The 14,317-nt window shown below is 54.2% G+C and carries 11 protein-coding genes; 7 read left to right on the top strand and 4 right to left on the bottom strand.

All coding sequences use genetic code 11. The annotated features are described in order from the left end of the window. Positions 1-446 precede the first annotated feature (446 nt). The gene (locus tag NST26_RS17425) at positions 447-2,153 is read left to right on the top strand and encodes a proline--tRNA ligase (RefSeq protein WP_340979544.1); all 1,707 of its coding nucleotides are present in this window, start codon (positions 447-449) and stop codon (positions 2,151-2,153) included. A gap of 86 nt (positions 2,154-2,239) precedes the next feature. Continuing rightward, positions 2,240-4,546: a type IA DNA topoisomerase gene (locus NST26_RS17420; protein WP_340979543.1), complete on the top strand. Its 2,307-nt coding sequence runs from the start codon at positions 2,240-2,242 to the stop codon at positions 4,544-4,546. Positions 4,547-4,630: 84 nt separating this feature from the next. Here NST26_RS17420 and NST26_RS17415 read toward each other — a convergent pair whose 3' ends face one another. From NST26_RS17415 to NST26_RS17405, 3 genes are all read right to left on the bottom strand, one after another. Continuing rightward, a complete protein-coding gene (locus tag NST26_RS17415; protein WP_209873688.1) occupies positions 4,631-5,368 on the bottom strand; it encodes a DsbA family protein in 738 nt (245 codons plus the stop codon). Positions 5,369-5,477: 109 nt separating this feature from the next. Then, positions 5,478-6,230 carry an HAD family hydrolase gene (locus tag NST26_RS17410; protein ID WP_340979542.1) on the bottom strand — a complete coding sequence of 251 codons (753 nt, stop codon included), beginning with the start codon at positions 6,228-6,230 and terminating at the stop codon, positions 5,478-5,480. Positions 6,231-6,254: 24 nt separating this feature from the next. Continuing rightward, positions 6,255-7,172: an ArsR/SmtB family transcription factor gene (locus NST26_RS17405; RefSeq protein WP_036726468.1), complete on the bottom strand. Its 918-nt coding sequence runs from the start codon at positions 7,170-7,172 to the stop codon at positions 6,255-6,257. Positions 7,173-7,333: 161 nt separating this feature from the next. Here NST26_RS17405 and NST26_RS17400 point away from each other — a divergent pair, with 161 nt between their 5' ends. The 5 genes from NST26_RS17400 to NST26_RS17380 all read left to right on the top strand — a co-directional run bounded on the left by NST26_RS17400 (position 7,334) and on the right by NST26_RS17380 (position 12,762). Beyond that, the gene (locus tag NST26_RS17400) at positions 7,334-8,494 is read left to right on the top strand and encodes an MFS transporter (protein WP_340958040.1); all 1,161 of its coding nucleotides are present in this window, start codon (positions 7,334-7,336) and stop codon (positions 8,492-8,494) included. Positions 8,495-8,583: 89 nt separating this feature from the next. Then, the gene (locus NST26_RS17395) at positions 8,584-9,309 is read left to right on the top strand and encodes a phosphonate ABC transporter ATP-binding protein (RefSeq protein ID WP_036726471.1); all 726 of its coding nucleotides are present in this window, start codon (positions 8,584-8,586) and stop codon (positions 9,307-9,309) included. Positions 9,310-9,342: 33 nt separating this feature from the next. Continuing rightward, positions 9,343-10,641, top strand: a complete 1,299-nt coding sequence (locus NST26_RS17390; protein WP_200869552.1) for a hypothetical protein — start codon at positions 9,343-9,345, stop codon at positions 10,639-10,641. After that, complete coding sequence (locus NST26_RS17385) at positions 10,634-11,332, top strand: response regulator transcription factor (protein ID WP_036695433.1); 699 nt, start codon at positions 10,634-10,636, stop codon at positions 11,330-11,332. The genes NST26_RS17390 and NST26_RS17385 overlap by 8 nt, the downstream gene beginning before the upstream one ends. After that, positions 11,329-12,762, top strand: coding sequence for a sensor histidine kinase (locus NST26_RS17380; RefSeq protein ID WP_340980854.1), 1,434 nt, complete (start codon positions 11,329-11,331; stop codon positions 12,760-12,762). The genes NST26_RS17385 and NST26_RS17380 overlap by 4 nt, the downstream gene beginning before the upstream one ends. Positions 12,763-12,963: 201 nt before the next feature. On the opposite strand, the gene NST26_RS17375 is transcribed toward NST26_RS17380, so the two are convergent. Further along, positions 12,964-14,187 (bottom strand): glucose-1-phosphate adenylyltransferase, encoded by a 1,224-nt coding sequence (locus NST26_RS17375; RefSeq protein WP_340979541.1) that lies wholly within the window; start codon positions 14,185-14,187, stop codon positions 12,964-12,966. Positions 14,188-14,317 lie beyond the last annotated feature (130 nt).

Genomic DNA, 14,317 nt, shown 5'->3' with positions numbered 1-14,317 from the left:
CGGTTTATCGACACATTCTTTTCATATCTTAAGGATTTGTTGTAAAATATTTAATTGCATTCACAATCTATTCATCGCCCGCTTGACGCGGCCTCGAATATCGTATAGATTAAGAACCAACATTTATAACGTAACAGCGTTGACCAAGGACCTGGTATCCGTAAGCGCCGGAACAGAGAGGGGATTCACCGGCTGAAAGATCCCCCTAGTGCGTAAGACACCAATCCTGCCTTGGAAGCTGCAGCTTATGCTGAAGATGGGCATAAGGCTGCCGGAACCGGCCGTTATCCGGTTTTGAGGACCACAAACTTAGATAGTTTTGTGGTTGAAACAGGGTGGTAACACGGCGCATTCGTCCCTGACGGATGCGTCTTTTTTGCGTTCTCATTATGGCGGCGAAATGTTCTGGAGCTGTACACACTTTTCGACGAAAGAGGCTGATCTGTATGCGTCAAACCAATCTATTAGTTACCACTCTGCGCGAAGCTCCTGCGGAAGCAGAGACAAGGAGCCACCAGCTGCTGCTGCGTGCCGGATATATCAGGCAGGTGGCCGCCGGGGTATACACCTATTTGCCGCTCGGACGGCGGGTGCTGCGCAGGATGGAGCAGATCGTGCGCCAGGAGATGGAGTCCGCCGGTGCGCAGGAGGTTCTCATGCCTTCGATGCAGCCGGCAGAGCTCTGGAGAGAATCGGAACGTTATGAGGTGTACGGCAAAGAGCTGATGAAGCTCCGGGACCGTCACGACCGTGAGTTCGTGCTGGGTCCGACCCATGAGGAAGTGGTTACAGCGCTAATGCGCGCAGAGATCAGCTCTTACCGGCGGCTGCCGGTGACTGTCTATCAGATTCAGACGAAGTTCCGGGATGAACGTCGTCCGCGCTCAGGGCTTCTGCGGGGCAGGGAATTCCTGATGAAGGATGCCTATTCGTTTGATACGGATTGGGAGGGCCTGGATCTGGCCTATCAGGTGATGTACAGCGCTTATGAGCGGATCTTTGACCGCTGCGGCCTGAAGTACCGGGCGGTGCAGGCGAATGCCGGAGCGATTGGCGGCAAAGGCCAGAATCATGAATTCATGGCCCTGTCAGATATAGGTGAGGATACGATAGCTGTGTGCTCCCTGTGCGGATATGCTGCGAATCTGGAGCAGGCGGAAGTGCGGAGCGGAGCCGAACCGGATAGACAAGATTTTGCCGGACGCCCTGCTCCAGAGCGATTCCATACGCCTGCCCAGAAGACTATTCAGCAGCTGGAGCAGGAGAGTCAGCTCAGACCGCAGGAGATCATCAAGACATTAATCTACACGGGCGTAGGCAAGACATTTGCTGTGCTGGTCCGTGGAGATCATGAGGTGAATGAGCTGAAGGTGCAAAAGTACCTCGGCTGCGGGGACATTACGCTGGCTGATGCCATGCATGTGCAGGAGGCTGCCGGAACCGGAAGCGGTTATGTCGGTCCTGCCGGATTGTCTGTGCCTATCCTGGTGGATGCTGCTGTTGCAGCCATGACAGAAGCAGTCACAGGCGCGGGGGAAGAGGATTACCATCTGCGTGGAGTGGTGCCCGGCCGGGACTTTCCGCTGACGCAGGTGGGGGATTTCCGTAATGTGGTTGCCGGCGACTGCTGTCCGCAGTGCGGCAAAGGGGAGCTGGATTTCCAGCAGGGCATCGAGGTAGGGCATGTCTTCAAGCTGGGCACGGTCTACAGTGAAAAGCTGGGGGCAGATTATTTGGATGCAGACGGCCGCACCCGGCCTATGGTAATGGGCTGCTACGGCATCGGAATCTCCCGCTTGCTGGCCGCAGTGGCTGAGCAGAACAACGATGACCAGGGGCTGATCTGGCCGCAGGGCCTAGCTCCGTATGCGGTTCATATTCTGCTGATGTCGGTCAAAGATACAGCGCAGCGTGAGCTGGCTGAAGCCCTGTATGCACGGCTGACCGCCTTGGGCATCGATACCCTGCTGGACGACCGCGATGAGCGGGCCGGGGTCAAATTCAAGGATGCCGGACTGATCGGCATACCGGTTGCGCTGGTGGTCGGCAAGCTGGCCGCAGAGCAAAGGATTGAATACATGGACCGGAGAACGGGTAACAAGGAAGTAGTTGATATTGGCGAGGCCGTGCTGCGCGTAAGCAGGCCTCAATAATGAGCAGCGGATTTTGGGGGCCAGGAATGGTATAATAGACTACTGGACAACTTTTGTAATGAACCGAGGGTAAGGAGCGATTATTGTTGAAGACACTCATTATTGCGGAGAAACCGGACATGGGGCGGAATATCGCCGCCGCAATAGAACCGAAGGCCAAAAACTACCGTTCCTATCTGGAAGGGGAGCAGTACATCATCACCTGGGCGATCGGGCATCTGATTGGCCTGGCAGAGCCCGAAGCCTACGACAATAAATACAAAAAATGGAACATTAATGATCTGCCGATCATTCCCGAGGAGTTCAAGCTGCTGCCCAATGCACGCACCATGGACCAACTGAAGGTGATCGGGGAGCTGGCGAAGCGCAGCGATCTGCTGGTGAACTCCTGCGATGCCGGGCGTGAGGGCCAGCATATTTTCTCATTAATCCAGCGTTACCTGGAGCTGAACCAGCCGGTGAAGCGGCTGTGGATCTCCGATCTGACGCCGGAGACGATCCGCAAGGGCTTCCAGGAGCTGAAGGACGGATCGGAATACGAGAATCTGACCAAAGCGGCCCGGGCGCGCAGCGAGGCGGACTGGCTGATCGGGATGAACGGCTCGCGCGCTTTTACCACCAAGCATAATGTGCTGCTCTCGGTAGGCCGGGTGCAGACCCCGGTGCTGGCGCTGATCTATGACCGTCAGAAGACCATTGAAGCGTTCTCCTCGCTGAAGTTCTTTGAGGTGGAAGGGCATTTCACCCAGAATGAACTGACGTATAAGGGAATGTGGCAGGGCGACCGGTTAACGGAGGGTGCGAAGGCAGAAGCGCTTGCAGCCAAGGTCAAAGGCAAGCCCGCCCGGATTGTTCTCTATGAGGTCAAAGAGACCAAGGAATATCCGAATAAGCTGTACGATCTGACGCTGCTGCAGCGTGAGGCGAACGGGAAATATGCTTTCTCCGCCAAAAAAACACTAGATATCGCCCAGGCGCTGTATGAGAAGCATAAAGTAATCTCGTACCCGCGTACTAACTCCAACTATGTCACCGAGCAGAATATTCCTGAAATGCACAAGACGCTGTCGGCCCTTCAGGGCACGCAGTACGACGATTGGGTGAAGGGTGCGAACCGTAACCTGGTTCATAAAGGCAACAAGTTTATCTGTAATCCGTCCAAGGTCGAGGATCACCATGCGATTCTGCCTACGAACCGTAAGGCGAACGGTCTGAGTGCGGACGAGGCCAAGCTCTATGATCTGATCGTGCGCCGCTTTCTCTCCCAGTTCTATCCGGCAGCGGAATATAAGGTGCATACGGTGATGACCGAAGTGGAAGACGAGAAGTTCAAGACTACGGTCAAGGAACTGCTCAACCTCGGCTGGAAGGTGATTTACGCAGACCAGAAGAAGGACAAGTCCAAACCGGCCAAGGGTAAAGGCAAGGAGGACGAGGAGGAAGAAGAGCTTGAGGTGAATGAGCCGTTCTCGGTTCAAGCGGAGGGTGAAGTGATCTGCAGCGATGCGGTTGTGAAGGAGAAGGATACCCAGCCTCCAAAAGCTTACACCGAAGGAACCTTGCTGAAGGCGATGGAGAGCGCAGGCAAGCAGATTGAGGAGGAAGAGCTGCGCGATGCCATGAAGGATTCGGGGCTGGGCACTCCGGCGACCCGGGCCGTTACGATTGAACGGCTGAAGAATGTCGGCTATGTGGAGATGCAGGGGAAAAAGATCGCCATCACCCAAAAGGGGCGGACGGCGGTTGAACTGATCCGCGGGGCTGGCGTGGAGCTGCTGACCTCCCCGGAAATGACCGGGCAGTGGGAGCGCCGCCTGAATGAAATTGCCCGCGGCACCGCAGCGGACGGGCAATTCATGGAGAACGTCAAGCGGTTCGCTTCGATGATTGTGGACAAGGTCCGCGTGCAGTCGCGCGCCGCTAAGACCTCCTTCGAAGGAGACACACCTTCGCTGAACAGCGGCGGCAAGGGCCGCAGCTCCGCAGCTGCGCCGCGCAAATCGGCTGGCAGCAAGGCGGCTGGCAGCAAAGCGGGTGATGGCCAAGCGACAGCCCGGCCGGCAGCGGCCAAACCGCGCAGCGCGGCGTCTGCCGCTGCCGGGAAGAGCGGGGATGCCGGGCCGAAGGTCATCGGCAGCTGCCCGCGTCCCGGTTGCGGCGGCATGATCTTCATGGGCCGCAAGGGCTACGGCTGCTCTCATTATAAGGAGGGCTGCGCCTTCGTGATCTGGAAGGAGAATCACGGGCGTACACTCACCGATACCCAGGTGAAGGCTTTGATTGAGAAGGGCCGAACCGGGAAGCTGAAGTTGACCGGTGAGGACGGCGCGCCGCTTGAAGGCAAGCTGGTGCTGCAGAATATGGATACCGGCCAGCTGGCCGTGGAATCATAATTCCTGAATACCAAAAGCGCCCCGGCCAGATTTTTATGGCGGGGCGCTTTGTTATAGGATGATGAGCTTCACCTGCAAGAAAGATTACGGGGATTCATTCAAAGCCGCTTCAATGGCGGCACTTAAGCCTTCATAGGAGGAATCCGGCAGCAGGACGCCGTTCACCATGAATTTCGGTGTGCCGTTGACGCCATAGGCTCCGGCGATTTTGAAGTCCTCTTTGACATCGTACATATACGTATGGTTCTTCAGATCCTGCTCGAACCGCTCTTGGTCGATCCCTGCAATATTGTCCTTCACGAACTTAAGGATGAACTTCTGGGTTGCCCAGATCTTGCTCTCATCGCCCTGGCTCTCGTAGAGCTTGTGGAGATACTCCCAGAACTTCTCATTATTCTGCTGATAGATAGCTTCCCCCGCACTGGCGGCCAGGTAAGAGTCCCGGTCAATGAAGGCGAAGTTCATGAAGTAGAACTGGACTTTCCCGCTGTCTACGTAGTCTTTGATGAACGTATCCAGGTAGGAGGCGGTCCAATTTTTGCAGGCAGGGCATTTGAAATCGGCGAATTCAATCACCTTCACCTTGGCGGATTCGCTGCCCAGATGCGGCTGCTTCTCGTATTTCAGCCCGTCCACCACGATCTTGCCCTTCACATCGGTGTAGTTGGGGAGATTATCGAGCGCCTCAGTGCCGGACGATTTGCCCTGTGTAAGGAAGAAGGCAAGAAGAGCGATCAGCAGCACGGCAATCACTGCAAGCAGCATAGGGAGCAGACGCCCGTGATTCGGGGTATTCCTGGAACGGTTAGCTTTGTTATTCATGGCCAGCCTCCTGCACGATGTGAAAATCTACTCAAATAGTATAATCATACCGGCGGCAGGCTGCCTATGCCATTTGTAACAATTGCCCGATTCTGATGGTGCAAGTCAATCAGCCGTGATGCTCCCGCAGCGCAGCGGTGCGGATCACCGGAGGCACCTCGTGAATGGCAGAGATGGTCAGGACGGACTGCTGCATCTCCCGTTCCAGCTCAATCAGATTGTAGAGCCACTCATTCGGCTGCTTCAGATAGATGCTATTGATTCCGGCAGTCAGCGCGGGCAGTACATCTGTACGCAGGGAGTTGCCGATCATCCAGGTGATATTACGGTCGAACGGATAGGTGGTCAGGATATTCTCAAGCGCCTCCACATTTTTGTGCTGGCGGATATAGATGCGGTCATCGAAATAGGCGTCCAGCTTCATTTGGGCGATTTTGCGCTGCTGGATGGTGTCGTCGCCGCCGGTATAGAGATAGAGGGAATGGCCGTCCTGCTTGAGGGTATCCAGCGTCTCTACCATGCCGGGATAAGCTTCCACCTCCTGGTCGTACACACTCAGTCCCAGCTTCATCAGCTGCCGCTCCTCGAAGGCATCCGGCTTGCGGTTATATTTGCTGCAGAAGTAACGGTAGGTGGCAATCAGCGATTTCGGGAAATTGTCGCTGGCCAGGCCGCTTGTGCTAACGGTCTCGACATCGATCTCCACCTGCTTGCTGCGCAGTTCGCTGATGGTAGGCTGGTAATCGCTGAACCAGTCAGACATCAGCTCGAAATATTGTCCAAGGATAAGGTCAAAATACTTATTGCAATGCACTAGGGTGTCGTCGAGATCAAAGATCACTTGTTGGGTCAAATACTTCATGAGGTTCACTCCTAAGTTGGTCTGTTAGATACGGATGTAGGACTCCAGAAACATCTGGAGCTCCGAGGCCCCGTCAGGACGTATGCTGTAGCGTTCGGTGCCTTCACCGCGCAAATGGACCCGCAGAAGCCCGGCGACTCTTAGACTAAGCAGGTGATGCATCAGCATCTCCCGGGACAGGCTCAGCTCGGACTGCATCTCCCACAGTGTCTTCGGTTCGTTCGCTACGAAGCGCAGCAGTCTCAGCCGGGTAGGATCAGAGAGAGCCTGTGTTAAACGAAGCAGCACCGTTGGAGGCTCCTCCTCATTGTCTGAGGGGACATCAACCGGATATTGCACCAGCATCAGGTTCTTGAAGAAGCAGTACGTGTTGATCGGCCGGTTATGCACGGTAGGCAGCAGCACAATCGTCTTCAGTCCGGGAATGTCCTCAATGACAATTCCGCCGGAAGCATATTCGATCAGCGGGACCATGTCCATTTTGCTTTCCAGCATTTTTTTCTCAGAAGCGTCTTCAATCAGCAGCGGCAGCAGGGTATGTTCCACATGGCGGAAATAATGCTCATACCATATCCGCAAAAGAGGCGTATATCCGTTCTTGATCCGTGCGCATTCCTCGGCCGTGAATTGATGGAAGAAAGGCTCGGTCCGCCGGAGGCAATCCTCCAGAGACAAGCTCTCCAGCTCAGCCAGGAACTGCAGCACCTTGGAAGCCTCGCCCCGGCTGTAGGCCCAGGCGTAGAGTACATCATAATCTTCGAACGGCCACTCGGCGGCCTGCTTCAGTGCAGCCAGCTGTGCGGGAGTGAAGCGGCCATCCACATCCCGGATCCAGTCGGTGCCGATGTCCAGATTGGAGGTCCATTTCTTGGTTACATATAACATGAAACTGTCCAGCAGTTCGTATACGGGGGAAACATCAATGTTCAGTTCATACTTCATTTAAGCCGGGTCACCTCCAGAAAATCAGTCACTTCTATATATTATCTCTTGTTTTGAAGAGGGTTGTCTACTATAATGTTCGGTGTTTGCCCGCATGGACATCAGGTTACGCACATCAATGAATTACATAGGAGGATTTATTTGTGTCAGATTCTACACCGATGCCGCATGGACAGAGCGGTAGAATGAATTATTCGATTTTGATTGCCGTGATTATTTTGGCAGGGCTGAGCCAGGGGATGCTGCTGCCGGTCTTATCTATTCTGCTGGAGCAGGAAGGCGTATCGTCCTCGCTGAACGGACTTAACGCGGCTGCCTTGTATGTAGGCTCATTTGCCATGACCCTGATTGCAGAACGGGTACTTGGCGCCATCGGCTTCAAGAAGCTAATCGCCGCCGGTCTCGCTCTGGTGCTGGTATCACTCCTGCTTTTCCCGCTCCTTACCGGCGTGAAGGTCTGGTTCGTGCTCCGCGTGCTGGTCGGGATCGGCGATTCAGCGGTGAATTACGCCGCGCAGCTCTGGGTGCTGCTCATGACACCGGCGGAGCACCGTGGACGCAACCTGTCGCTCTACGGGATGTCCTACGGACTGGGCTTCAGCCTCGGACCGCTGGGCATCAGCCTGCTGCGGTTCGGGCAGCCCGCACCGTTCCTGATTACAGCCCTGCTGTTCGTAATCGTGCTGCTGATTGTGGGCTTCAAGCTGCCTGACTCGCGGCCGGAAGCTATGGATCACAGCGAAGGCCAGGCGAGCAGATTCGGCCGGAGCTACCGGCTTGCTTGGTATGCGCTGATTCCGGCGCTGCTATACGGCTATATGGAAGCCAGCCTGAACAGCAGCTTCCCGGTATACGGGCTGCGCACCGGATTCAGTGCAGACCAGATTGCCGCTTTGCTGCCCTTTGCAGGCATTGGAGGCCTGCTGCTTCAGCTGCCGCTCGGCATATGGAGCGACCGTTATGGCCGCAAGGCCATCCTGATTGCTGCGGGGACAGGAGGAGGCTTGGCCTTCACGCTGCTGCCGCTTACTGGCGACCATGTCCTGCTCACCCTGCTGGTGCTGATGGTGGCCGGGGGACTTGTCGGCTCCTTTTTCTCACTAGGATTAAGCTATGCCGCCGATATCCTGCCGCGCAAGCTGCTTCCCGCTGCCAATGTAGTCGCTTCCTTCCATTATAGTCTGGGAAGTATTGCGGGGCCGGGCATCGGCGGGCTGCTGCTGCAATTCGGCTGGGGCGGCAGTGTGTTTGCCGTAATGGGCGGCCTGTATATTGTATTTGGGCTGGCAGGGTTATTGTTCTCGCCACGGAAGACGATATGAGGTAGAATAAGAACGAATGCTCGCATGGAATTTGATCCCGCTTTCAGAGTACACTATAGAGTAGAGTCGAAGACAGGAGAGGCTGACCTATGATTACAGTTGAACATTTGGCCAAAGCGGTCGGGGAAGATAAAACACCGGTGCTTCAGGATATCGGATTTCAATTAGAACCGGGAGAATTTGTAGCGCTGCTGGGAGCCAGCGGCAGCGGGAAATCAACGCTGCTGCGCTGCCTTGCCCTGCGTGAGAAGTGGGACAGAGGGAATTTCAGGGTAGATGGGCAGGATATTATGAAGAGCCCCTTCGCCGGCAAACGTAAAATCCGCCGGGAATGGGCTTATCTGGAGCAGAATGCGGAGCTGAATCCGAACCGCACTGCACTGAAGAATGTGCTGATTGGACAGGCCTCCCAGACGCCGCTGTGGCGGATGGCTACAGGCATGGTCCGTTCAGATGATTATATGGGGGCGATGGACCAGCTTGATCTGCTTGGCCTGCTGGACAAGGCCAAGCTGAAGTCCGGCCAACTCAGCGGCGGTGAACGTCAGCGTGTAGCCATTGCCCGGGCATTGGTCCACGGCGCCAAGGTCATCCTGGCGGATGAGCCGGTGACGGGCCTTGACCCCAAGACTGCGGAGAATGTGCTGGAGACCCTCCGCAATCTGTGCAAGGAGACAGGACTTACCGTGCTTACGGTGCTGCCGATTGAGCTGGCCGAGCGTTACGCCAGCCGTCTGTGGGTGCTGGAGGACGGAAGAATTAAGCATGATGTCAAAGGACGCCGGCTAACCTCACAGGAGCGGCTGCACCTGTGAAGTGAGGCAAGGCGTTCAGTAAGGAGAGCGTAAATGAAGTTGAATATGCGTATGCGTCTACTGGGAGGACTTGCCGCAGCCGCCCTGTCGCTGTTTGCCCTGTCGGGCTGCACCTTCATCAGCGATCCGGTATCCCAGATGAGGGTGCCTCAGCTACCCGCTGACAAGGCTTCGCTGATGGCCGCCATTAACTCTTCTCTGAAGGCGCTGGATGGCACGTTGACCCGTCCGGCCAATGATGATAACAGCTCTATTTTTACAGAGGACCTGGACCAGGATGGCGTGATGGAGACGCTTGTGTTCTACCAGAACAAGAATGAAGCCGTGGTTAATCACGGAATGATTCTGGAGAAGCAGGGGGATACCTGGGTCAAGAAGCTTACGTTCGATGGTGTTGGCAACAATCTTGATTCTGTAGATCTTAAGGATGTAACAGGTGACGGTAAGCTCAACATTATTGCCGGGTATTCCCGTGGGGAAGAGAAGGGCATGGTCGTCTACAGCTATTCCGGGGGAGTGCTGGAAGAGATTCTAACGAAGCCGTACACCAAATACATCATCGATGATCTGAATGAGGATGGAATCGCGGATATTACCGTGGTGTATTTCAAGCGTAATGAATTCGCAACAATTGCTACTTACCAGTACAATGACAGCTTCCAGGTGCTGGATCAACTGGACGACTTAGACCCTTATTTCAATAGTTATTACAATATTGTCTCAGGAAAAGTAGCTGCGAACAAAGAAGGTATAGTCCTGGATTCAGCCGTGGATTCTCACTCAGCGTATACAACAGTGGTTGTAATGGAGAATAACAAGCTGCGTGTCGCTATTCCCGGGAATGACCTCACCTTCAAGGACCGCAAAATAGTCAGCGAGGATATTGATTCGGACGGAATTATTGAGATAGGGATGCTGGTTCCCCCCAAGGGATGGGAGTATTTCGATCCGGAGACCATTCCGTATTTCAATTCCTATTACAAATGGGACGGGAAAGACGGCTTGACCTTCAGTACCCAGCTCTATAATGATCCGCTGGACCGGTTCACGATTAACTTCGCCCCCGAATGGCAGGAGCGGGTGACCGTGGACACGAAGTCGGTTCAGAACAAATCACTCAAATTCATTATGACGGATACCGGAGAGACGGTCGCCGAAGTAACATTCTTCTCGCCTGCGGAATGGGACAATGCGAAGAACACCGGCTGGAAGCTGCTCGGCCGCGATCTGGATAAAATGATCGGGTACCGGGGAGGACTGGAACAAAATACAATCGGAGGAGGAGACGGGCGAATTCAATCCTCTATTGAAAGGAAGGGAATCAATGAGTAAAGTACTGATACTGGAGGACGAAGAGTCTATCCGCAGTTTTATTGTTATTAATCTGAAGCGTAACGGCTTTGAGGTGCTGGAGGCGGCAGATGGCCATGAGGCGCTGCATAAGCTGACTACTATACATGACATTGATATCGCCCTGCTGGATGTTATGGTACCCGGCATCGACGGCTTTGAGGTATGCAGACGCATCCGGGAGACCAATGAACGGCTCGGAATTATTTTCTTGACGGCCAAGGTACAGGAGCAGGACAAGGTCTATGCGCTGTCGGTGGGAGCAGATGACCATGTCAGCAAGCCGTTCAGTCCAACCGAGCTGATCGCACGTATCCAGTCGCTGCTGCGCCGGGTCAATGTTCACCGCGAGCAGTCGGCCAAGGTCTCGTTCCAGTCGGGTCCGTTCACATTAGATCTGATCTCCAAGCAGTTCAAGCGGAGCGGGGAAGCCATTGAGCTTACCCCAACAGAATTCTCGCTGGTGCAGTTCTTCCTGGAGAAGGAGAATACGCCGCTCAGCCGTGACTCCCTGCTTGATCATGTCTGGGGCAAGGAATATATGGGGGACCCTAAGATTGTTGACGTCAATATCCGCCGCTTGCGCCAAAAAATCGAGAACAATCCATCGGAGCCTGAGTACCTGCAGACGGTGTGGGGGCACGGCTATAAATGGAAAGGCCAGGTACAATGATCAAGAAGGGGATGCGCAGACAGATCGTACTGCACTATATTCTTGTAGTCTTTGTAGCGCTTCTCCTGGTTGAGACAACCTTTCTGCTGGCGATCCGTACCTATTATTACGACAGCATCTACACCAAGATCACTACACAGATTAGTGCAGCCGAAAGTATGGTTAAATATGGGGTCTTAAACGGCACATCAGCGAACCAGTTGAAGGGGTTACTCGATTATTTTAATCTGGAGTATACCGAGCTGGAGGTCCTGACCCTTAAGGGGGACATCCTTACCAGTACAACAGGGTTTCAGCCGGACCGGACCATCACCACCAGTGATGTCCCGGAGGCGGTGGGCGGCAGTATAGGACGCTGGCTAGGCCGGCAAGCCGGAACTAATGAAAGTGTCATGGCGGTCTCCAAGATGGTGCGTATTAATGCTCACGATACTTATATTCTGCGGTATCTGACTTCCATGGAAGGCGTTAATAAAGATCTGCTTAATCTGACCCTGCTCTCCATTGGCATCGGTGTGGTAGTGCTGACGATTGTTCTGCTGCTCAGCTTCGGGCTCGCCAATTCGATTGTGCGTCCGCTGAATAATATTACGGCAGTGTCAGCACAGATGGCGAAGGGCAAGTTCACGACCCGGATCAAAGGCGATTACCGTTATGAGATAGGGGCACTTGCTTCAACGCTGAACTATATGGCGGACGAGATTGTCCGCAGCAATCAGATCAAGGATGATTTCATCTCCTCGATCTCCCATGAGCTGCGGACCCCGCTGACCAGCATCAAGGGCTGGAGCGAGACCCTGGTCTCCGGGGGCTACGACCCTGAAGAGACCAAGCTTGGGGTCGGAATTATCTCCAGGGAGAGTGACCGGCTGATCGGGCTGGTGGAGGAGATCCTCGACTTCTCGAAGCTGCAGCAGAACGAAATGAAGCTGTCGATGGGGCAGGTGGATATTAAGGTTCTGCTGCAGGAGACGCTGCTCAATATCTGGGCCAAGGCCGAGAAGAAACGGATTCATCTGCTGCTGGAATGTGAGGAGACGATTTTCATCAAGGCGGATGCCAACCGCCTCAAGCAAGTCTTCCTCAATCTGGTGGATAATGCGGTGAAGTTCTCACCAGAGGATTCCAGTATCGTGCTGTCGGCGGAGCGTCTATCCGGTACCGAGATGGCTGTCACTGTCCGTGACAGCGGTATTGGCATTAGTGAAGCGCACCTGGCCAGAGTACGGGACCGCTTCTTCCAGGTCGATGCCCTTAACGGGGGAACGGGCCTCGGGCTGGCGATCTCTCAGCAGATTGTGGAGCTTCATAACGGCAAGCTGGAAATGGACAGTGAGCTGGGCAAGGGTACCCAGGTTACCGTCATTCTGCCGCTTGAGGACAGCCAGCAGGGGAATGCCCGTCCCAGCAACTCACCGGTAACTTCATAAGCAAGCCAAGTGGAAACGGCTTTGGCGTCCTTCCAGGGACGGCACCCGTTTCAGCGAGAAATAGAAGGATAAGTTATCTTGTGAAACATATAATTTCTTATATTTATACAAAAGGGATACAGCTATCATCCGGACAGACCGGAGCTGTATCCCTTTGTATGTAACAGCCCTAAGGGCTGAACGATTGTGCTGAACGATTATTTATGAAGGCATTCCTTCCGCACGCAGACGGCCGGCCTTCTCATAGACCTCCTGAAGCAGGCGGGCAGGCTGGGTACGGACCAGCGGCTTGGCAGCTACAATCTCATGCGGGCCGACAACCACAATGTTGTCTGCACTGCCTTTGATCACAGCGCCGTCCTTGATCACAGCACCTTCACCGATAATGGCGTGTTCAATCAGAACACCGCGTCCAATACGGGCACCGGGCATTACCACACTCTGCTTGATTCTGCTCTGCTTGCCGATCTCTACACCGCTGAAGATGACCGAGCGATGAGGGCTGCCTTCGAGCTGGCAGGTTTCGTGAATCAGGCAATCTGCTGAAGTAGCTTGTTGAGTGCGGGGTCTGAGCGCAGCCAGCTTGGTCCGCTGTGCACGGCTGTACATCGGCCAGCGTGAGTTATCAAGCTGGAAGCCGTCTTCTTGCAAGAGATCCATATGAGCTTCCCAGAGGCTGCCAACGGTACCCACATCTCTCCAGTAGCCCTCGAAGCGGTAAGCGAACAGTTCATCATTTGCATCCAGCATGGATGGAATGACATCCTTGCCGAAGTCATGACCGGACTCCGCATTCACGGCATCCCGCAGCAAATGAGCTTTTAAGTACGCCCACTCGAACAGATAAATACCCATCGAAGCCAGATTGCTCTTCGGAGCCTTCGGTTTCTCGGCAAATTCGGAGATCTTGAAATCTTCATCCACGTTCATCACGCCGAAGCGGCTCGCTTCATCCCAAGGAACCTCCATAACCGATATCGTTGCCTTCGCAGACTTGGCGATGTGATAATCGAGCATTTTGCGGTAGTCCATGTGGTAGATATGGTCTCCCGACAGAATAAGTACATGCTCCGGGTTCTGACTGTCAATATATTCAATATTCTTATAAATAGCATCGGCGGTGCCTGTATAGCTGTCTCTGCCTTCAATCCCAGAAGGGAGCAGTCTTACACCACGGTCACTGCGGCTGTGCAGCCCCCAGGGCTCACCTTCACCGATATGCTGATGCAAGGATTCTGCTTCGTACTGAGTCAATACTCCGATGGTGTCAATCTTGGAATTCACACAGTTGCTTAGGGGAAAATCAATAATTCGGTACTGTCCGCCGAAAGGGACTGCAGGCTTAGCCATGCTGGAAGTCAACGGGGCTAATCTGCGGCCTTCCCCGCCTGCCAGGAGCATGGCGATACATTCTTTCTTACTCATGTGTTATCCCTCCCATTTTTTTGTCAATGCTTGTAATATACACGCAGAACAAGCGCTTGAAACGACATAGGTGAATTATATTGCTGCATATCTGCAAAAATTACATGTTTATTTTCAATATTCAGAAATT

This window comes from Paenibacillus sp. FSL R7-0128 (genome assembly GCF_038002245.1).
Classification (GTDB): Bacteria; Bacillota; Bacilli; order Paenibacillales; family Paenibacillaceae; genus Paenibacillus_AQ; species Paenibacillus_AQ silagei.
This window is presented reverse-complemented; position numbering and strand designations above follow the sequence as displayed.

Bases quoted from the DNA above. Each gene is read 5' to 3' on its own strand.
- NST26_RS17425 (WP_340979544.1), top strand. From the start codon at position 447: ATGCGTCAAACCAATCTATTAGTTACCACTCTGCGCGAAGCTCCTGCG.
- NST26_RS17415 (WP_209873688.1), bottom strand. From the start codon at position 5,368: ATGAATAACAAAGCTAACCGTTCCAGGAATACCCCGAATCACGGGCGT.
- NST26_RS17410 (WP_340979542.1), bottom strand. From the start codon at position 6,230: ATGAAGTATTTGACCCAACAAGTGATCTTTGATCTCGACGACACCCTA.
- NST26_RS17405 (WP_036726468.1), bottom strand. From the start codon at position 7,172: ATGAAGTATGAACTGAACATTGATGTTTCCCCCGTATACGAACTGCTG.
- NST26_RS17400 (WP_340958040.1), top strand. From the start codon at position 7,334: ATGCCGCATGGACAGAGCGGTAGAATGAATTATTCGATTTTGATTGCC.
- NST26_RS17395 (WP_036726471.1), top strand. From the start codon at position 8,584: ATGATTACAGTTGAACATTTGGCCAAAGCGGTCGGGGAAGATAAAACA.
- NST26_RS17390 (WP_200869552.1), top strand. From the start codon at position 9,343: ATGAAGTTGAATATGCGTATGCGTCTACTGGGAGGACTTGCCGCAGCC.
- NST26_RS17385 (WP_036695433.1), top strand. From the start codon at position 10,634: ATGAGTAAAGTACTGATACTGGAGGACGAAGAGTCTATCCGCAGTTTT.
- NST26_RS17380 (WP_340980854.1), top strand. From the start codon at position 11,329: ATGATCAAGAAGGGGATGCGCAGACAGATCGTACTGCACTATATTCTT.
- NST26_RS17375 (WP_340979541.1), bottom strand. From the start codon at position 14,187: ATGAGTAAGAAAGAATGTATCGCCATGCTCCTGGCAGGCGGGGAAGGC.